General features: G+C 42.1%; 16 protein-coding genes. All 16 read left to right on the top strand.

Annotation, left to right across the window (positions count from 1 at the left end; translation table 11 throughout):
- Positions 1-34 precede the first annotated feature (34 nt).
- The 16 genes from ASC49_RS09660 (at position 35) to ASC49_RS09595 (ending at position 18,868) form a co-directional block, all read left to right on the top strand.
- Positions 35-3,418: a DEAD/DEAH box helicase family protein gene (locus ASC49_RS09660; protein ID WP_055463039.1), complete on the top strand. Its 3,384-nt coding sequence runs from the start codon at positions 35-37 to the stop codon at positions 3,416-3,418.
- Positions 3,419-3,502: 84 nt separating this feature from the next.
- Positions 3,503-5,107, top strand: coding sequence for a class I SAM-dependent DNA methyltransferase (locus ASC49_RS09655; protein ID WP_055463038.1), 1,605 nt, complete (start codon positions 3,503-3,505; stop codon positions 5,105-5,107).
- On the top strand, positions 5,104-6,267 hold the full coding sequence (locus ASC49_RS09650) for a restriction endonuclease subunit S (RefSeq protein ID WP_082443785.1): 1,164 nt from the start codon (positions 5,104-5,106) through the stop codon (positions 6,265-6,267). Before ASC49_RS09655 ends, ASC49_RS09650 begins: the two co-directional genes overlap by 4 nt.
- 54 nt (positions 6,268-6,321) lie before the next feature.
- Positions 6,322-6,534, top strand: coding sequence for a hypothetical protein (locus ASC49_RS19785; RefSeq protein WP_141656824.1), 213 nt, complete (start codon positions 6,322-6,324; stop codon positions 6,532-6,534).
- Positions 6,535-6,581: 47 nt separating this feature from the next.
- On the top strand, positions 6,582-7,103 hold the full coding sequence (locus ASC49_RS09645) for a hypothetical protein (RefSeq protein ID WP_055463037.1): 522 nt from the start codon (positions 6,582-6,584) through the stop codon (positions 7,101-7,103).
- Positions 7,104-7,399: 296 nt separating this feature from the next.
- Entirely contained in the window at positions 7,400-7,675 is a 276-nt protein-coding gene (locus tag ASC49_RS09640; RefSeq protein ID WP_141656823.1) for a hypothetical protein, read from the top strand.
- A gap of 36 nt (positions 7,676-7,711) precedes the next feature.
- Positions 7,712-9,577, top strand: coding sequence for an anti-phage ZorAB system protein ZorA (zorA, locus tag ASC49_RS09635; protein WP_055463035.1), 1,866 nt, complete (start codon positions 7,712-7,714; stop codon positions 9,575-9,577).
- On the top strand, positions 9,577-10,335 hold the full coding sequence (locus tag ASC49_RS09630; protein WP_055463034.1) for an OmpA/MotB family protein: 759 nt from the start codon (positions 9,577-9,579) through the stop codon (positions 10,333-10,335). The genes zorA and ASC49_RS09630 overlap by 1 nt, the downstream gene beginning before the upstream one ends.
- A 2-nt stretch (positions 10,336-10,337) precedes the next feature.
- A complete protein-coding gene (locus ASC49_RS09625) occupies positions 10,338-12,053 on the top strand; it encodes an EH signature domain-containing protein (protein ID WP_055463033.1) in 1,716 nt (571 codons plus the stop codon).
- Between the two features lie 69 nt (positions 12,054-12,122).
- On the top strand, positions 12,123-15,149 hold the full coding sequence (locus ASC49_RS09620; protein ID WP_055463032.1) for a DEAD/DEAH box helicase: 3,027 nt from the start codon (positions 12,123-12,125) through the stop codon (positions 15,147-15,149).
- Positions 15,150-15,206: 57 nt separating this feature from the next.
- Positions 15,207-15,689 carry a lysozyme inhibitor LprI family protein gene (locus ASC49_RS09615; protein ID WP_055463031.1) on the top strand — a complete coding sequence of 161 codons (483 nt, stop codon included), beginning with the start codon at positions 15,207-15,209 and terminating at the stop codon, positions 15,687-15,689.
- Between the two features lie 39 nt (positions 15,690-15,728).
- On the top strand, positions 15,729-16,139 hold the full coding sequence (locus ASC49_RS09610; protein WP_141656822.1) for a hypothetical protein: 411 nt from the start codon (positions 15,729-15,731) through the stop codon (positions 16,137-16,139).
- A gap of 167 nt (positions 16,140-16,306) precedes the next feature.
- Positions 16,307-16,927, top strand: a complete 621-nt coding sequence (locus ASC49_RS09605; RefSeq protein ID WP_055463029.1) for a hypothetical protein — start codon at positions 16,307-16,309, stop codon at positions 16,925-16,927.
- Entirely contained in the window at positions 16,927-17,502 is a 576-nt protein-coding gene (locus tag ASC49_RS09600; protein WP_055463028.1) for a hypothetical protein, read from the top strand. The genes ASC49_RS09605 and ASC49_RS09600 overlap by 1 nt, the downstream gene beginning before the upstream one ends.
- A 267-nt stretch (positions 17,503-17,769) precedes the next feature.
- On the top strand, positions 17,770-18,021 hold the full coding sequence (locus ASC49_RS20010) for a DUF4172 domain-containing protein (protein WP_245624681.1): 252 nt from the start codon (positions 17,770-17,772) through the stop codon (positions 18,019-18,021).
- 88 nt (positions 18,022-18,109) lie between these two features.
- Complete coding sequence (locus tag ASC49_RS09595; RefSeq protein WP_245624680.1) at positions 18,110-18,868, top strand: Fic family protein; 759 nt, start codon at positions 18,110-18,112, stop codon at positions 18,866-18,868.
- Positions 18,869-19,135: the final 267 nt, after the last annotated feature.

Raw genomic sequence — 19,135 nt, 5'->3', positions numbered from 1 at the left:
TCGCAAATACATTGGTATGGATAAAATATTATTTATGAAATCACAAAACTTTGAGTTTCTTCGACCAGAAAACGAAACGCTGGCTAACCTAGCAGGATTGGCTGAGGCTGTATTGTTTATTGACCCAGGTAGTGCTTTGACTCGTTTACGAGCTTTCGCAGAAGAGCTAACCAAGGCTATTTATAAAGAAGAGCGCCTACCACGTATACCAGAGGCAAGTTTCTACGAGCTTATCAAAGACAGCACATTTCGTAACTGTGTAAACCAATCATTGATCCATCAGCTGAACTATTTACGAGCGCTGGGCAACGATACGGCTCACGGCGGAGAAGGTGATACCCGAACAGCATCCATCGCCCTTGGTACAGCTCATCAGCTTGCCTCGTATTTAGCGATAAAATATTACGTTAAGAAAAAAGCCGATATACCGGCTTTCACAGATGTAAAAGACAACCGTGCAGAAGCCATTGCTCTATCGGGTTCAGTTGCCAAGTACAAAGAAGAGTTAGAAAAGCAACGTAAGCTAAACGAAGAGCTATTAGAGCAAGTCGAGCAAGAACGCACCAAGAACCTTAAACACCTTGAAGCACCGGCATTTCCAGATCAGCAAAAACGTAAACAAGAAAGTGAGGCCGTTGCAGACAGCCTACAGTGGAACGAAGCTAAGACTCGTAAGCTACTTATTGACTCTATGCTTGCCCAAGCAGGCTGGGATGTATCTAACAAAGAAAGTGTTGGCATCGAAGTAAAAGTTGATTTCCCAAACAATCCGACAGGTGTGGGTTACGTTGATTACGTCCTATGGGGCAGTGATGGTAAGCCGCTAGCGGTAGTGGAGGCTAAACGTACTGGCAATGAATCCGATCAGGCGGGTCGTGAACAAGCTCGCTTGTACGCAGACAGCCTAGAAAAAGAGTTTGGTCAGCGTCCAGTGATCTTCTACACCAACGGCTACGAAACCTTTATCTGGGATGATGCACAGTACAACTCGCCACGTATGGTCTACGGCTTTTACAGTCAAGATAGTTTGAATTACCTGATTTACCAGCGTACTTACCGCAATAATCAGCTTGAGCAAAACAATCCAAACCTTAAAATCGCTGATCGTTTGTACCAGATTGAAGCGATTAAATCCGTGGCCAAGACATTCCAAGAGCAACGTCGCAAGGCGCTTATTATCCAAGCGACTGGCACGGGTAAAACTCGTGTTGCTATAGCCTTGGGAGATTTGCTTCTAAACGCAGGTTGGGCAAAGCGCGTGCTTTTCCTATGTGACCGAAAAGAACTACGTACACAGGCCAGTGAAGCGTTTAAAACCAATTTACCGAGTGAACCTCGTTGCGAGATCGGTGAAACTAACAAGATCGATGAAAGTGCGCGAATCTACGTGTCGACTTACCCAGGCATGATGAACCGCTTTGCACAGCTTGATGTAGGCTTTTTTGACCTAATCATTGCCGATGAGAGTCACCGCAGTATCTATAATCGTTACCGCGATATCTTTGATTACTTTGATGCGTTGCAAGTAGGTCTAACGGCGACACCAGTGAAGTTCGTTAGCCGTAATACCTTTGATATGTTTGGTTGTGAAACCACAGACCCAACCTATGAATTTACTCTCGATCAGGCAATCAATCACGAGCCGCCGTACTTGGTCAACTTCAAGGTGAAAGATGTCACGACGGAGTTCTTACGTGAAGGTATTCACTACAAAGATCTCAGTCCTGAGCAAAAGCAGCAGCTAGAAGACGATCTTGGCTTTGATGAAGCGCAGAACGCTAGTTATGCAGGTAAGGATATTGGTCGTCGTATCTTCAGTGAAAAGACCGACCAAGAAATCCTTGAGAACCTGATGAATAACGGCATCAAGGATGAAACCAATTCCTTGGTGGGGAAAACCATAGTCTTTGCCAATAACCAAAAGCACGCTGAGCACTTGGAAAAATTGTTCTGCAAGCTATACCCACAGCACGGCAATAAAGTCTGCAAAGTGATTCACAACAAAGTGCCTCATGTTGAAAGCTTGATCAAAGAGTTCAAAAAAGGCGACAACGACTTCCGTATCGCCATCTCTGTGGACATGATGGACACAGGTATCGACGTACCAGAAGTGGTAAACTTAGTGTTCGCTAAGACAGTAAAATCGTCAGTGAAGTTCTGGCAGATGATCGGTCGTGGTACTCGTCTTTGTAAGAATCTTTTTGGCCCGGGTAAAGACAAGAGCGAGTTCTTGATCTTCGACCACTACGGCAACTTTGAATACTTTGAACAAGAGTACAAGGAAGCCAAAGATGTGGGTGGCAAGCCACTACTGCAAACCTGCTTTGAAGCCCGTGTCGAGTTAGCGATTGAAGCCCTTAAGCACAACCATCGAGAAGCTTTTGATACGGCAACTGAATTAATTAAAGCCGATCTTGCTGATTTACCGCGTGACAGCGTAGCAGTACGAAAAGAGCTTCGTCAGGTCGATAAGCTTCTGCAAACCGATCTTTTAATGGGCTTTTCATCAACGACTCAACATCTTTTACTTGAAACCATGGCTCCACTGATGGCAGCTCGTGTTTTAAAGGACAAACACGCGACGCAATTTGATCGTCTTATCGCAACGGTTGAAACCGCTCTGGTTATGAAGTCCTCTAGCTTTGAAGATGGGCGTGCCACGGTACTTGAGCAGCTAGCGAGCCTTGCGATCAATATTCAAGCAGTACGCCAAAAACAAGCCATCATTGATGAAGTGAACAGCGCGGACTTCTGGAACAATCCAAGCATTGAAAAGCTGGAGAACGCTCGTACTCAGCTACGAGGCATTATGAAGTTCCGTCAGTCCAGTGGAACGGGTGGTTTTGATACCCCTAAAACACGTACTCAGGACGGTGAAGTACGCTCAGAAGATCGTCAGCACACGCTATTTAGCAAAGATGAGGTGAGTGCCTACCGTCGTAATGCAAAAGAGCTTTTAGAAAAACTTGTTTCTGAAAACCAAGTGCTGCAAAAGATCAAACAGCATCAGCCGGTTTCTGTCGACGATCTGAAAAACTTAACGTCAACCATCCTAACAACTCACCCGAGGGTTAGCTTGGATGCGTTGAACGAGTTTTATGGCCGTACTGCCGATCAACTGCACATTACCTTGCAAGAACTGATTGGCTTGGAGCCAGAAAAGGTCAATGAGCATTTCACTGACTTTGTTCACCGACACCCGAACCTAACGGCTCAGCAAGTCCGCTTTATGGACATGATGAAAAGCTACATCGCTAATTACGGTTTCATCGACCTTGCGAAGTTATACGAAGCACCGTTTACCAGTGTGAACCCAAATGGTATCGACGGTGTGTTTAAAGAGAGTGATGTCTATGACCTTGTTGAAGTGCTAAAGCCGTTTGTTAAACAAGAAACACCAAGCGCTTCGTTAAGTTAACAAGCCAATAAAAAAATGAATAACTTAGATGCTGTGATGTTCACAGCACCTTTAATGATTTAAAGAGTGACTAAGAGAGACCATATGCTAACCGGACCAATCCGTAACGACATCGACAAACTTTGGGAGAAATTCTGGACTGGGGGGATTACCAATCCGCTAACCGTGATCGAACAGATCAGTTACCTATTGTTTGCCCGTATGCTGGATCAACAGGAAGAAACGGCTGAGCGTAAATCTAAGCTAACTGGGAAGCCTTTTACACGCTTATTTCCAGAAACTAAGGAAGGTCAGCTTTTACGCTGGAAGAACTTCAAAAATCTATCGGGCAAAGAGCTGCATAAGCACCTAAAGAATGAGGTATACCCATACTTCGCGAAACTGGGCCAATACTCAGATGAGCAAGACGGCATCGGTCAAGAAGGCAGTACCCAGCAAGCACTTGGTCACATTAGTGAGTACATGCAAGACGCTGACTTGGAAATCAAAAACGAGTCTGTGTTGGTTGCTGCGCTAGAAATGGTAGATTCACTGCCATTGAACCAGAGCGATGTGAAGGGAGATATCTACGAATACCTGCTAAGCAAGCTAACCACAGCAGGTATCAACGGTCAGTTCCGTACTCCGCGTCATATTATCGATGCCATGATTGAGATAATGGACCCACAGCCTTGGGATACGATCTGTGACCCGTCCTGTGGTACCGCAGGTTTCCTTGCGCGCACTATGGAATACCTGAATCGTAAGCATTCTAGCCCTGAGGCCATTTGGGAAGACGAAGAAGGTAACAAGCATTACCCAGGGGATTTGCTGGAAAACTACCGCGAGCACATCAACGAAGACATGTTCTGGGGATTAGACTTCGACAGCACCATGCTGCGTGTTTCGAGCATGAACATGATGCTACACGGGGTCAATGGCTCCAACATCGTTTACCAAGATACCTTGAACAAGTCGATCCGCGAGAACTACCCAAAGCAGGAAGAAAACTTCTTTGATGTGATCTTGGCGAACCCGCCATTTAAAGGCAGCTTGGACGAGACCAATACCAACCCTGAACTGCTAAGCATGGTCAAAACCAAAAAGACCGAACTGTTGTTTGTGGCTCATATCTTACGATCTTTGAAGTTGGGTGGCCGTGCCGCAGTGATCGTACCGGATGGCGTATTATTTGGTTCCTCTAAAGCTCACCAACAGTTACGCCAAGAATTGATCGAAAACAACCAACTGGAAGGCATTATCAGCTTACCAAGCGGTGTGTTTAAACCTTATGCCGGTGTTAGCACGGCGATCCTATTGTTTACCAAAGGCGGTAATACCGAGCGCGTTTGGTTCTACGACCTGCAAGCCGATGGTTACTCACTAGATGACAAACGCACACCATTAAAAGGCGAAGACAGCAACGATCTACCCTATGCCATCGACAAATGGAAAGCTTACCGCCAGCTAGTACTCGACAACGCACCAGCAGAGCAAATCCTAGAGCAATTTGGCGACAAGACTCAAAAAGCCTTTGTGGTGGATGCAGCGGACATCGCCAGCAATAAATACGATCTCTCCATCAACCGCTACAAAGAAGTGGTATATGAGGAAGAGCAATACGAAGAGCCGAAAGTCATCCTTGGCAAACTGATGGCTCTAGAAAATGAAATCATGGCAGACCTAAAAGAACTGGAGGGGATGCTATGAAATGGCCGATGGTGAAATTTGGCTCTGTTTGTAAACTTCAAAATGGAAGAGCTTTTAAGCCTGAAGAGTGGTCAACATCGGGAACTCCAATCATCAGGATTCAAAATTTAAACGACGATACTAAGTCATTTAATTACTGTGACTTTGAAGTTGAAGATCGCTTTCATGTTAATTCAGGCGATCTGTTGTTTTCTTGGTCAGGTACTCCAGGAACATCGTTTGGTGCATTTTTTTGGAACAGGGGAAAAGGTTTCCTGAACCAACATATCTTTAGAGTTGATATTGATGAAAATGAAGTTAGTAAAAATTACCTTCGTTATGCAATTAACTCAAAGTTAAACCTTATTATTGATCAGGCTCACGGCGGAGTAGGTCTAAAGCACATAACAAAGGGAAAGCTTGAAGCGATAGAAATTCCACTTCCTCCACTGGAAGAACAAAAACGCATCGCCGCCATCCTCGACAAAGCCGACGCCATCCGCCGCAAACGGCAACAAGCCATCGACCTCGCCGACGAATTCTTGCGCTCCGTGTTTTTGAATATGTTTGGTGATCCAGTGACCAACCCCAAGGGGTGGGAGGTTGTGGAGCTTAATCAGCTTATTGTGTCTAATGATAAGTTGAACTACGGAGTTGTTCAGCCTGGGGAACATGATGAAGATGGTGTTCCATTAGTGAGGTCTGGCGACTTATCAGGCCGAACTCCTGATAAGTCGACTATTCGACGAGTCTCAGCCTCAGTAGATTTAAAACACAAAAAGTCTCGTCTAGTGGGCAATGAGATATTGATTGCATGTGTTGGGAGTATAGGGAAAGTTGGCTGGGTTTCTGAAGAAATGAAAGGCTGGAATATCGCCAGAGCTGTAACCCGTATTCCATTAAAAAGTAGTGTGAATCGAGAGTATATATACAGATATCTTCAGAGTCCTGTTGTTCAAGGCTACTTTGAACGTGAGACCCGCGCAGTTGCACAACCTACATTAAACGTAGGTCTTATTGGAAAAACTCCTATAGCACTTCCTTCTTCAGATCTTCAGGATGAGTTTTTATCGAGATATTCTGCTATCGAATCATATAAGAATAAACAACTAAGACATCTTGATGAGGAAAGCACGTTATTTTCTGCTCTTAGTCAAAAAGCATTTTCTGGTGAGCTGTAGTTTTGCCTGAACTTGATGAGATAAGGCTGAATCTAAAGCAAGCTCGAAGTTACTTTGAAGGGCTGGCTAAGCAACCGCAAGGAAACTATTTATTTGAGCGTTTCCCAACAGGCTGCTGCGGCGAGTCGTATCCTTGGTTGTTTTCTTATCACCCAAGGATATGCAAATGTCCGCTATGTAGCGGGCGAGAGAACAGTAAATGAACAGTGCCAAACACACGTTTGTCTTGAATGGGACGGCTGGATTATCGACATCACCGCTGATTAACGTATACGGAATTCTTAGCTAAGAAAAATTTAAAAATTGGAGTATTTATGAAGAAGCTAGCTATCATCTCTATCGCGTCACTCGCTCTATTTGGCTGTAAAACATCAGCCATTAAAGAGAACTTTAATAGTACTTTTAATCTTGATGAAGTCTCATTTATTAAAGAAGATGGCACTAATACGATTACAGGTAATGCATTTTTAAGACAAAGAGGCGGCGGTGTTGTGACCTGTGCGGGTGAAAACATTACCTTATACCCAGTTACAGACTACTCGTCTGAACGAATGCAGTATCTCTACGGTAGTACAAAGCACGGTTACAACTCGGCAGCAAGTCTCAATACCCGACTGATAGATTTTAGTAGTACTCCAGATAGCTATTTCACTATGACTCGAAGCACGATTTGTGACTCTGATGGTAGATTTAAGCTAACAGAGGTTCCTGATGGGGAGTATTTTGTAACGGCTACAGTACTATGGGTCGTAAAAAATACTCAAGGGGGCTACCTAATGGAAAAAGTATCTGTCTCTGGTGGAGAGATTAAAGACCTAATAATTACCCATAAATAGGTTTCATCTGTAGTTTATGGTGTTGAAGATTTAATATCTCGATACTCGCAATATCGAGCGCTGTATTGCTAATGGGGATAGGTTTAAAAGGAGAGCGTTATGTCTACGACCGGCGAAAAATCAGGTAAAGGCACTTACACGTGTACCAACTATCTAGAAAAGGTCACTTTGGATGACACTAGCGATAGATACTACCATGTTCGAAATGCCATAAAACAGGATACAAACCCTAAGTAGTCTGCAACGCCTCGCGCAGGATAGCGCGAGGCTTTAATTTTAAGTGGATTATGCCGAGAGTGCATTGGCATGAAGGTGATAGCAGCGTCTGCCTAGCTTACAGCAATGAAAATGTGACCGTAGAAGCTTGTCTATTTGGAAGTTCAAATCTTCCTGAAACATTGAATAAAGCCCGAAAGGGAACAACTGACTTGAAAACACCTGAGCAGAAGGGAAAGCCTATGAAAAATAGTTTAGTAACCAAAATCTCTCGTTGGGCCAAGGCGTCTGTTATCACTGTTTCACTGGGGTTAAATGGTGCGACCTACCTTCAGCCCAATGTGCTTTTTAATTAAATAGTACCCTTAGATGCTTAAGGGTTAGGAGTGGTAATGTTGGAATTTTTGAGTGATTACTGGTTTATACCTAAATCAACTTTAGGCCTTTGGTTTTGGGCCTCACTATTAGTGGTCTTCTTTTTCTTTTTAGTTCAAACGGTTGTTCTCTACAGACGATTTAGCTTTAGTATCAAGCAAGTCTGGCTGATTATAAATGATCAGAGTATTGACTTACTCTATCAAAATATTGGTGATATTCGTGAAAAAGGCCAACAGTCAGAAAGCGAAAAAATTAGAAAGCTTTGGCATGAATTTGATGAAAGTTTGGTACTAGACCATCGTGAAAAAGGAGTATTCAATACTCTTGATGCAGAGCATTTTTTTAATACTAGAACGTTAGCATCAGGAATTACTTCAAGCCGCTTATTAGCCGCTGCACCTTCATTTTTAACCGCTATCGGTGTGTTAGGTACTTTTATGGGCTTGACTATGGGGTTACAAGGAATTCATTTAGATAGCAAGGATATTGATATTTTAAAGGCCGGAATTTCAAGCATGATGAATGGTGCTGCTTTTGCATTCTTAACATCAGTTTGGGGAGTTGGTCTAAGTCTGTTGCTCAATATTTTTGAGAAAATTGCTGAGAGGAGTGTAATTAGAAAGGTGAGCTCTTTACAACAAGAAATTGACGCCTTATTCCCTCGGCTACCCGCAGAAAAATCATTAGTCGACATTAGCAAATTCACTGGAGAAAGCAGTGAAGCTCTTCAAGAGCTGCATGAACGTATCGGTGATCGCCTACAAGAGACCATTTCAGGCGTGAGCGATAGCATGCAAGAAGCTTTCACCAATGCGCTTAACAATGTCATGGCACCGGCTATGCAGTCACTCGTTAGTAATACCAGCCAACAAACAAGTGGTGTTTTAGAACAGTTGATCGGTAATTTTACCGAAAGCATGCAAGCTGCTGGGCGAGGCCAAGGCGAGTTAATGCAAAAGTCTACTGAAGAAATGCGTCAAGCCGTTGCCACCCTTAGCGATCAGATGAAGACAGTTGTAGATCAAACGTCTAATAACCATCAAGCAATGGCAAAACAGCAAGAGCAAGCGTCGCAGCAGTTTAATGAGCAGTTGCGTGCAATGCTTTCACAGAGTGAAGAACGTCAGCAAGCAATGGAGTCTAAATTTGCTGAGACTCTAAATGCGCAACAACAAGCACTAACTGAGCGTGAGACCGAGCATCGAGATAAGCTACAAACACAGCTAGATAGCTGGCTTGAAAAGCAAGCGCAGTTAATTGAAACCATGAAAGATGCTGTAGAGCGTACTCAAGCTCATATGGATTCAGTCATTGAACAACACCGTGATGTAGTGGGGCAATTGAAAACGGTTGCGGATACAACGGCAACAAGTAGTCAAAATCTAAGCAATAGCTCAAATCAAATCGGTGTGCTTTCTGGGAACCTTGTTAAAGCGACAGAGCTTTTTGATACACGTTTAGGCGAGATGACAGATTCTATTAAAGGCATTTCAGCTCAAAATGATGCATTAGCATCTCATGTGATTGAGCAGGCCAAGGTGCTTAGAGGTCTTGAGACGTCTTTGGTAACGACTACGGATAAGTTCGGTGAAACTGCACAGTTAGCTCAGAATGGGTTTAATGAAATGAAAGAACACCAAACGGAGTTCATTGCTAATATAGAATCGTCATTTGAGTCCTTGGGTGAGAACCTGAAAAAGCAAGTTTCGGACATTGAGAAGCAAACCAACGAATGGCTACGTTCTTACTCAAGTGAGGTAAATACTCAGCTTAAAGAGCGTATGGAAACATGGAACGATAAAACTCGTGAATTCAGTGATCAGATGGTGAGAACCGTGAGCTCTATTTCTGATTTAGTGGATGAGTTGGAGCGTAAGTAATGCGAGTGTTCAAGTCTGGGCAAGTCAATGTCGATGAGGAAAACCCATATTGGATGTCTTTTTCTGACATTTTGTCAGGTCTTTTGATTTTGTTTGTTTTGGCCTCTGTTGTGCTTATGGTCGAGTTGATGGAAGCCAAGCAGGAGCTTGAAAACAAGCAAGAAGCGTTCACCGAAGAACTAGAGATGCTTCATAAAGCAGAGCAAGTTCGTAGAACTCTTCTTCATGAAATCGCTGACTCTCTTCGTCAAATGGGCATTCAAGTCACGATCAGTGAAAATGAAACGGTGCTAAGTATCCCTAATGATATTCTTGGTTTTGATAGTGCGGCATTTAACATTGGTCCTAAATTTGAAACGACAGCTTTAGAAATTGGTAAAGTATTATTCAAGAAAATAAGTTTGGATAAAAGTGAGCAATATTTCGATACCATTTTCATTGAGGGTCATACGGATAGTAAGAATTTCAATGGCATGATGGGTAAAGGTAACTGGGGGTTATCGACTTTCAGGGCAATTTCTTTGTGGGAGTTATGGAGTTCTTCATTGCCTGAAGATCTTCAATTAGATAACCTAAAGAATCAAGATGGTAATCCACTATTCTCAGTTAGCGGCTATGCAGCAACTCGACGTGCTGTTGAATCAGAAGCTACAGAGCAAGACTATCGAGCTAACCGTCGAATTGATATTCGTTTTACCATTCGCCGCCCCAGCAGTGAAGAGTATGAGTCCGTTAGAAATAGGCTGGAGATGCAGTAGTTATGTTGCAATTACCTTCTATTCCTAAGTTACACGATGCTCAGTGGGAAAAAGTCACTGAGCAGTGGGGTAAGCTAACAGCAAACACCAAAAAAATTGCAGACGGTGCAGGGCAAAGCCAAGAATTTAAAGCGCTTGAAGAAGGTGTTCGACGACTGGTTTTGCAAGGTGACTTCGAGCAAGTAAAAAAGATCCTCCGGAAGCGACGTGGTGTTCGTGTGCTGACGCAGTTGTGGATCGATAATGATGAAGTGAGAAAGAGCTCTTTTAATGAGTCTTTTATCTCCTTCATTCAAGAGCAGCATCCTAAACTAGGTATGTCGTCTCTGATGAACTTAATTTCGCTGCTTTATCGCTATTTTGATGACTTAAATATCGGGTCAGCTTTCCATAAGTTGACTGCTTGGTTGTCGCAGCAGATCGATATGCGCCTAAAAGATCGAAAGCGTAGTAGCGATACCATTCTTTCAGTTCTGCATCAGCACAAAAGTTGGTTATTTGACATGACGGCTCCGAAGGCAGTCGTAGACCTAGCTAAAAAGAATCATTTAGATTTGAATGACCAACTTAAACAATTACGTTTAAGTGAGCTTCCACAAGGACGTTTTTTAAATATTTGTCATGCTCAGTACTACCTAGAAACATTGCGAGACATTCCGTTAGGAGAGGATCACGAGATTTTATCTGAGCTGTCTAAAACTGAAGTGGCAGGAATGCCCTTCGAAGACGGTAAGCGAATTGGCCATATTGCATTAGAGATCATCATTGACCGCTCTGGTGGTGCCCCTTCAAGTGTTTGGCAAAACTTTGTCCTTGATCTAGCTGGTGACCCTCGTATCGCTAGTACGGCTAAGAACTATCGTGAGTGGTGGATGCCGATAGGCGAAAACCGAATCAAAACAGTAACCAGCTGGCTTGCGAAAGAAGATTTGCGCTTGTTTTTGGGGGCAATCGAAGAGTATGGCAAGCAGTCTGGTGATGAAGCTCTTAATCGAATGTTTCCTGCTCGAAAGAAGTTCTTAGAGGGATTATATGAGCACGGAATTATCCGTAATACTAGGCTGATGCTAGGTAATAGCGCAGCATCTACAGTCAAAAAAGTGCTTGGTAAAAGCATGACTACAAATTTTATAAAGCTCTCTGATTCAAGTATGAATGACAAAGCAGTCATCTACTTAGATTGTGGAGATTTCCATATCGTAGAGGGTTCTCACGCATTTAAACTATGGATCTATATGGGCCTACCAAGTGCTCGACTATCTGATTACTCATTGAAGAAGCTGAGTCATTCAGACTTAACTACAGGTTTTGTTCGTGATTTTAATAATGCATACGATGAAGGGAGCTACAAGGCTATTACCCATTCGCCGACGACTTGGCAGAGAAATGCTATTGAGTTTCTTGCTGAGAATGGGGTAGAGCTTGATCTTGAAAAGGTCCTCTCAAGAGAAGATTACCAGGTTTATCTCAGAAGATTTGGCACACCAGTAGTAAAGAAAATTAAAACCGAAGCGAGCAAGACGCTAGAAGCCCAAATCTTAAGAATATTAGAGACCAAATCTCCGATTAAGGCGAAAGGCTTGGTCAATGCAATGCTTTCAGAATTTGGATTAGTGATTGAACGATCAAAAATAAACTCAATTTTGTACTCACTTCGCTCAGAGGGGAAAGCAGTATTAGATTCTGAATACTTCTGGAGCCTGCCTGAAGATCACTAGTTATTACTAATTATTGAAGTCCGTAAATCGTAATCTATTAATTGTTAGGTATCAGAAGAAGATTTAACTATGTCTCTTGTAAATTTTATTAAAGGCTTGATCTCAAAGGACGAGCAGCACAGCAGCCATAAAGATAATGCTTATGAGTGGCAATCTGATTCTTTTGGTTTGATCTTTAAAACAGATCAATCGGTCTATCATTGTTTAAATCAGGGTGAAGGTTCAGGTCGTCAGCTTGTTCAGCATATTTTGCTGAAAATGTTAGAAGAGCGTGACATAGCCGAGGCTCTGCCAAATGGTTTTAGGATTGATAGTGAGCAGGCTTGTTTGTTAGAGCCTGATGATGCAGAGGCTCTTGGGTTACCGCCTTTTTTTAATGGCTTTTTTGATATCGATATCCAAGGGAGAACGACAAAGAGTAGTTTTGCTCTTCAGCTTTTTGTGAAATATGGGAATCAAAAATACCCCGTTCGGCGCAAAGGTCCCGTGTTGGTCCTAAGTGAGCAAACTAAGTTTCTACTCACACCAGAACAACTTGATGCTGTTATTGCGGTTGAAGAGCATAGTGGTCTTTCACCAGATGATCGAACAGAACTAAACAACACCTTGGCCATGGCTAAACTTCAAAATGCCATTAACCAAGGTCTAAAGCTCGATCTTAAACATTTTAATAATTTTGAATTAGTCCAACCTGAGCACATTACGGTAACCGCTAAGCAGAATGCCGATGGCAGCCTTGAGCTATCTCCAAATATGGGAGAGGGGTCAACCCCAGAAGAGCTTGAAAATCGTTGGGCGCAACTGGCCAATGATGGTCAAGTCATGCGAATCAAAGATCGTATTGTTTTGCTTTCTGATGAGAAAAAGCGAGCTGTGCAGGAAGTGCTTCAACATCGGAAGATTCCTGCGCACAAGGTTGCAGAGTTCATTAAAACGCCGTCAGCGTTCTTAGATGCATCGATTTTAAATTTGGATCTTGGTTTCTCGGTAAGGGTCTCAGGCATCGGCAAAATGGTGCATATCCCGTTTGGTCAGGACTCAGATGGAAGTAATGGTTGGTTCTCAACTAATGCCCAAGCTGAGCCACCAGAGCGCCTGACAAAACTTCTTGAATGCGAAGAAGATCTTGAGTCTTTTGAGCAAAGCTATGCGCAAGCCAAAGCGCAAAATGCTGAAAGCCTAATGGTTAATGATGAAAACATCGACATCAGTGATGAAAAACGGGTTCAAGAATCTATATCAGAAGTACGAGAAAGAATATCTAACCCTCCCAGTGCAGATGGAGCCACTGACATTGACGAAGTATTAGAGCGCAAAGAAAAAGTTTCTTTGCTGCTTAAGGATGCGGATGAACATAACCAAGAGATCGTTTCTAAGGTCTCTCAACTGGATAAAAACACCGGTTTCGATAAAACAAATCTAGCACGAACGCCATTTCCTCATCAGGAGTCAGGCATTAGCTGGATGGTGGCTTTATTGAAATCAGTATTGTCTGAAAATCATGATGACATGTATCGAGTACAAGGAGCCTTACTCGCCGATGATATGGGGCTGGGTAAAACCTTTATGACGCTCGTGATGCTGTCAGAATATCTGGCCATGCAAAAGTCTCAGTCTAATCCTGAAAAGCCAATTCTTATTGTTGCGCCTTTGAGTCTGTTAGAGAACTGGGAGCAAGAAGTTGAAGCTACGTTTAAGCTCTCGCCGTTTAGAGATATTAAAATCTTACAGTCAGGGCGTGATCTAAAAGAATTTAGAAAGCAAGGTGCTGAGCGAGAGTCAATGCAGTTAACAACGGTGATGAATGAGACCACAGCGGATCATGAATCAATTCGATACGCTCTTCATGTTGGCTCTGAGGCCGCGACAAAACGATTAGATATGGATCGTCGTATCGTAATCACAACTTATCAAACGCTTCGTGATTACCAGTTCTCTTTGTGTGTGATTGACTGGGGTGTTGTGGTATTTGATGAAGCACAAAATATTAAGAATCCTAATACTCAAGCTACTCGTGCTGCAAAAGCTTTGAAAGCAGACTTCAAGCTTTTAGCAACGGGTACGCCAGTTGAAAATAGCTTAAGCGAGTTTTGGTGCTTGATGGATACAGCACAGCCTGGACTATTAGGCGATTGGGGATATTTTAGAGAGCGCTGGATTAAACCTATTAGCAGTGCAAGCGAAGAGGAAAAAGCTGAGAAGCGATTAGAAGTTGGTGAGGACCTACGAAGTGCTGTAGGTCAGTTTATGCTTCGCCGAACTAAGGAAGACCAACTTCAAAATATGCCAAATAAAACCATTTTAACAGGTGTTCATTTGGATATGCCTGATAATATGAAGTTTGAACCTAATCTTGCCCGCAATATGAGCGGAGGTCAGCTTTTAGCATATAACGATATTATTGAAGAGTATCGAAAGAAAAAAGCCAAAGAAGACGGTTCAGGCCACGCTCTAGCTGTGCTTCAAAATCTTCGCTCTATAAGCCTTCACCCAAGGCTTGACGAAATTTTCAAGTCACCGCCATCCAACGCAAAGGAGGCACAAAACCAGTTGCAGGAGTCTGAGAAACTGAGAATGATGCTGGATACTCTAGCTGAAATAAAAAGTAAGCAAGAGAAAGTAATCATCTTCGCAACGACTAAGAAACTGCAAGCAGTGCTTAAGTTGTGCCTAGATAAGCTTTATGGACTTAGCATTCACATAATTAACGGTGATGCTAAAGCAGTAGCCACTAAAAAGGATCAATTGTCTCGTAAAGGAATGATTACTGACTTTGAGGCAAAGGAAGGTTTTAACATCATCATTATGTCACCCGTTGCTGCTGGTGTGGGGTTGACGGTAGTAGGGGCCAATCACGTCATTCATCTAGAACGTCACTGGAACCCTGCTAAAGAAGCGCAAGCGACAGATCGAGTTTATCGAATCGGCCAAAAGAAAGATGTATTTATCCATTTACCATGCTTACTTCACCCAGAGTACGACTCGTTTGATGTGAACTTAGATAGATTATTAGCCAAAAAGACTATGCTTAGAGATGCTGTTGTCACACCAGAGGCAGTCAATGAGCATGAGCTGATGAATTCTATGGGATTTTAGTCCATCTTCCATAAATTTTCCATTTAAAGGTTTTCTAAATTTAAAGGCTATAATGAGATGAAAAAGTGTATATTGAAGCTTATTTCTATAAATCTAATCCCACTTATAGTACTTTCTGGGTTCAGCATTGATGTATTTGCTCAAGCTAATTCAAAAAATGATCCTTTGACACAATCTGAACTAAATCAGTGTTCGAAAGTAGACTATAAAGAAGCAAAAGATGAGTTGGATTTATTAATAAGTAAAATTCAATCCTTATATGATGATACTATTTTTTTAGAAGCTTTTGAGGAATCTCAGGTTCATTGGGAAAAGCAGTTATTACTTGATTTGAAAATGAGGTTTCCTGAGGCCTCCAAAGGAATATACGGTTCTATATTCCCTGTTTGTTATTACTCGAACTTAGAGAAACTAATTCGTGAGCGCATAAGCTTTCTTACAGAGTGGGCTAATGGACATGAGGATGGTGAGATGTGCTCAGGATCCGTGCTTCATGAGTACTACATCGATGATTCACGAAAAATAGAAGAGGATTACTAAATGTTCTACCACACTCGATTTAGGTGGTTTAGAGCTGGTGTGTCAGCAAAAATTGAGAATCTATCAAATGTTGATCCAAAAACAACAGCACTTTTAAAGAAAATGATCTTAGAATGGCCTTGTGAAAAGCCTTTAATACAGTTTTTTGATGATCTGTATAAAAATAAGACGCTTAGTGAAGATGCGAAATATATAGTTGGAGCTATCGCAAGCTGTGTAATAGCGTGTCTTAATACTAGGTCAGCTTATGAGAATAGCGGCGATTCTAGTTCTTTGAATGTTGATTTTGTATTAGCTGTTGAAGAAAATACACATTCGATAATAAATTATTTTATAAATCAATACCCTAATCATGCGCAACAAGCTGAAAACTTTGAAATTATAAGTAAAGCCTATTCACGTTGGAAAGAATTAGCTGACAAAGACAGCGATTTTTTAAATGATATTTGATAATAAAATTTCTTTCAAACATAAAAAAATTTATGTCATTACTGATGGGGTTTTTGTTAACTATATGATCTATAAAGAATAAATCCCTGGCACGCCTTCTGCTCTTAAATGATTAAGACCTCTTTAAAAAGAGTGCTGTTTTTCATTTAACACAGAAGGTGCTGTCTATGAATATCATCAAACATCTACTTACCGGCTCGATTGCCTCAGCCATCATCATTGGCAACAGCTTTTCATGGGCCGAAGAAAGTGCTTTCCCAGAGCCATTTGGGCTCAAATGGGGAATGTCTAATCAAGAGCTCATCCAAGCTGGTTTTAACTCTCCTAGGCCCACAGGCCAGTTTGAATACTTAACATCTCTCACTACCCCTAAGCCTTGGTCGAAGGGCGATCAGTACCTTGCGCTGACCTATCAAAACAAACTGGTAAAACTTATCGTTAGCTCGAAGAGTGTTACTGGTGATGTGTACGGAACACAGGGGAAAGCGCTGTATGACAACGTGAAAACCATTATGTCTAAGAAATATGGGCAACCCACTGACAAGCTTGAATATGTTGGTATGAAGTTATATGACGATGCTGATGAGTTTTATCAATGCTTGGACTACGATGGCTGCGGTAACTACATTACTCAGTATGATTTATCAGGTGGATTGCTTGCGATTCAAATTGAAGGTCAGGGTAGAGGCAAGGGCTATATCAAAATCATCTACGAAAGCCCCGAGTTTTATGTTGCAAAAGACCAGGTAGATAACGCTGATAAAGCAGACGATCTGGAGGCATTTTAATGTTTATCAAGATGAAAGTCTCAAGCTTAGCTTTTGTTCTAATAGCTGCGACAAGCATTAGTTCAGCGAAAAACTACCAAGGCGTAATAGAAGATATCATTGAATCTGACTCTCGTAATCAAGGTGTTGAAGTGACCTTAGAATCAAAGCGAAATGATCTTTGGTTTTGTGTTAAATCACTTGAGGATTTTGTTGGGCCAATGGATGTATTTCGAGTTTTTTTGCAAAGCGCTGGGCGATTAAAAGAAGAGTCTTTCGATTCTGTGAAGCTTTGCTATGGAAATGCTGAAAAGTTTAGCCTGCCAGGAACACAATACAGCGTGATGGGAAAGCAGTTAGAAACTCAAAATATCATGTATACGATTCGCACTTTTCCTAAAAAACTGGCTTTACCAACCGGTAGCCCTGCTTTTGAGAAACATCGTGGTGGCGTGTTGTATGAAATGAAGTGGCAAATGCGCGATTTTAAGTCGATGAACGAACAGTGGTATTTAGTAGATGTCATTGAGGCCAGAGAAGCTAAAAAAGATGCCATGAGACCTAAGACGTTTGCACCGGATGAAGAGGTCTTCTAACAACCTTGCCCAAATGGTAATTAGTTTAGCAGAAGCCGCTTTCTGTAATCGCTGAAAGCGGCTTAAATTTAATAGATGGGCTGGCAGGTGTAAAACCGCATAAAGAGCACCAGAAAAGCATAATTTTAGGCGGCAGTTACCATGCGTGTTTCAGTAACTGATGTCGATCTAATCTTATTCGCATCATTGCTTGATATGAATATCCTTGGTATTCGTATCATTATTTGTTTTTAATAATTAGTTAATTTGAATCGAAGTGGGGGCAATATGTGGATTTGGGAGCACGCAGATTGGCCTCACTTCACTTGGGAATCGAAGATAGTAGAGCCTAAGTTAAGAGATGTGTGTTTTCATCAAGGTGTTCTTGTAGGCAAGATGTCTAGCAAAACCAAAGATCAAAACCAAATTATGTTAGACACAATGCTGGCGAACATTGTGCATTCGAGCGCCATTGAGGGTGTGAAACTTACTGCGCTTTTCGTTCGTTCATCTTTGGCTAGTAAGCTTGGCCTTTCCTAAGAAAAACCTTTTCCTAGAACCGATCACACTGATGGATTAGCTAGACACAGTGGAGAATTTGGATTCAGCGCTCTCACTTGAAAGAATATTGAAATGGCATGAACGACTGTTTCCAGAAGGCTACACCTTGTTTAACCCAGTTAAAGGTGGGCAGCTACGTGGGGATGAGTCAATGCAGGTTGTTTCTGGGCGAATTCACAACTCTACTGTTCACTTTGAAGCCCCAAGCAGAGAGGTGCTTGATTCCGAACTTGCTAACTTTATCGACTGGTTTAATGATTCACAGGCGAATCCAGTTTTCGACCCTCTGCTTAGAGCGGCCATAACACACTTTTGGTTTGTGACTCTCCATCCTTTAGAGGATGGTAACGGCAGGATCACACGGTTACTTACTGACTTAGCACTGGCGCAGGCTGAGCGTTGCTCTGCCTGTTTCTATGCGATGCCAGTAGCGATTCTAGCGAATCGTAAAAGCTACTACGAAGCATTAGAGCTATCCCAGAAAGGTGATCTTGATATTACTGTTTGGCTTATTTGGTTTTTAAACACATTAGATGAGGCATTTGACTGTGCGCTTGAAGAAATTGATCAAACGATTTTCAAAACAAACTTCTGGGCAAAAGTGGATCAAACTCAATTATCTTCAGAGCAAGTAAAAGTTCTTGATCGTATGCTCGATGGGGACTTTGACGAAGGCATTAGCACCTCGCAATATCATAAGTTGATGAAAGTAAGTAAGCCAACCGCTTCACGTCATTTAGCTCTCTTGGTTGGGTTAGGCTTTCTGGTAAAAAGTGAAGCCGGTGGACGTAGCACAAGGTATACACTTGCGCACTTTCAGGATTGATCTACCACGATCCCTGTTTCAACTTTTCAACTTATGGCTGTACCTCAATTTTGAAATTTGTCACTTTGCAAATGCTCAAAAGATCCAAGCAGCTTCTCTGTTCAAATTCTGATCGTATCTAGATTCATAATCACTAACGTTGACTTCGGAATTGCTCCCGAAAATAGGGCTGTATTCCAAAAAAGTGTTCGTTCTGAATTCAAAGCTTGGCTATTTGAATTATGGTTTTAGGTTCTTTTAAGGGAATGTTTGATTATTTAATTGTGC

Origin of the sequence: Marinomonas fungiae (genome assembly GCF_001418205.1) — a bacterium.
Taxonomy (GTDB): Bacteria; Pseudomonadota; Gammaproteobacteria; order Pseudomonadales; family Marinomonadaceae; genus Marinomonas; species Marinomonas fungiae.
This window is presented reverse-complemented; position numbering and strand designations above follow the sequence as displayed.

Bases quoted from the DNA above. Each gene is read 5' to 3' on its own strand.
- ASC49_RS09660 (WP_055463039.1), top strand. From the start codon at position 35: ATGAAATCACAAAACTTTGAGTTTCTTCGACCAGAAAACGAAACGCTG.
- ASC49_RS09655 (WP_055463038.1), top strand. From the start codon at position 3,503: ATGCTAACCGGACCAATCCGTAACGACATCGACAAACTTTGGGAGAAA.
- ASC49_RS09650 (WP_082443785.1), top strand. From the start codon at position 5,104: ATGAAATGGCCGATGGTGAAATTTGGCTCTGTTTGTAAACTTCAAAAT.
- ASC49_RS09645 (WP_055463037.1), top strand. From the start codon at position 6,582: ATGAAGAAGCTAGCTATCATCTCTATCGCGTCACTCGCTCTATTTGGC.
- zorA (WP_055463035.1), top strand. From the start codon at position 7,712: ATGTTGGAATTTTTGAGTGATTACTGGTTTATACCTAAATCAACTTTA.
- ASC49_RS09630 (WP_055463034.1), top strand. From the start codon at position 9,577: ATGCGAGTGTTCAAGTCTGGGCAAGTCAATGTCGATGAGGAAAACCCA.
- ASC49_RS09625 (WP_055463033.1), top strand. From the start codon at position 10,338: ATGTTGCAATTACCTTCTATTCCTAAGTTACACGATGCTCAGTGGGAA.
- ASC49_RS09620 (WP_055463032.1), top strand. From the start codon at position 12,123: ATGTCTCTTGTAAATTTTATTAAAGGCTTGATCTCAAAGGACGAGCAG.
- ASC49_RS09615 (WP_055463031.1), top strand. From the start codon at position 15,207: ATGAAAAAGTGTATATTGAAGCTTATTTCTATAAATCTAATCCCACTT.
- ASC49_RS09605 (WP_055463029.1), top strand. From the start codon at position 16,307: ATGAATATCATCAAACATCTACTTACCGGCTCGATTGCCTCAGCCATC.
- ASC49_RS09600 (WP_055463028.1), top strand. From the start codon at position 16,927: ATGTTTATCAAGATGAAAGTCTCAAGCTTAGCTTTTGTTCTAATAGCT.
- ASC49_RS20010 (WP_245624681.1), top strand. From the start codon at position 17,770: ATGTGGATTTGGGAGCACGCAGATTGGCCTCACTTCACTTGGGAATCG.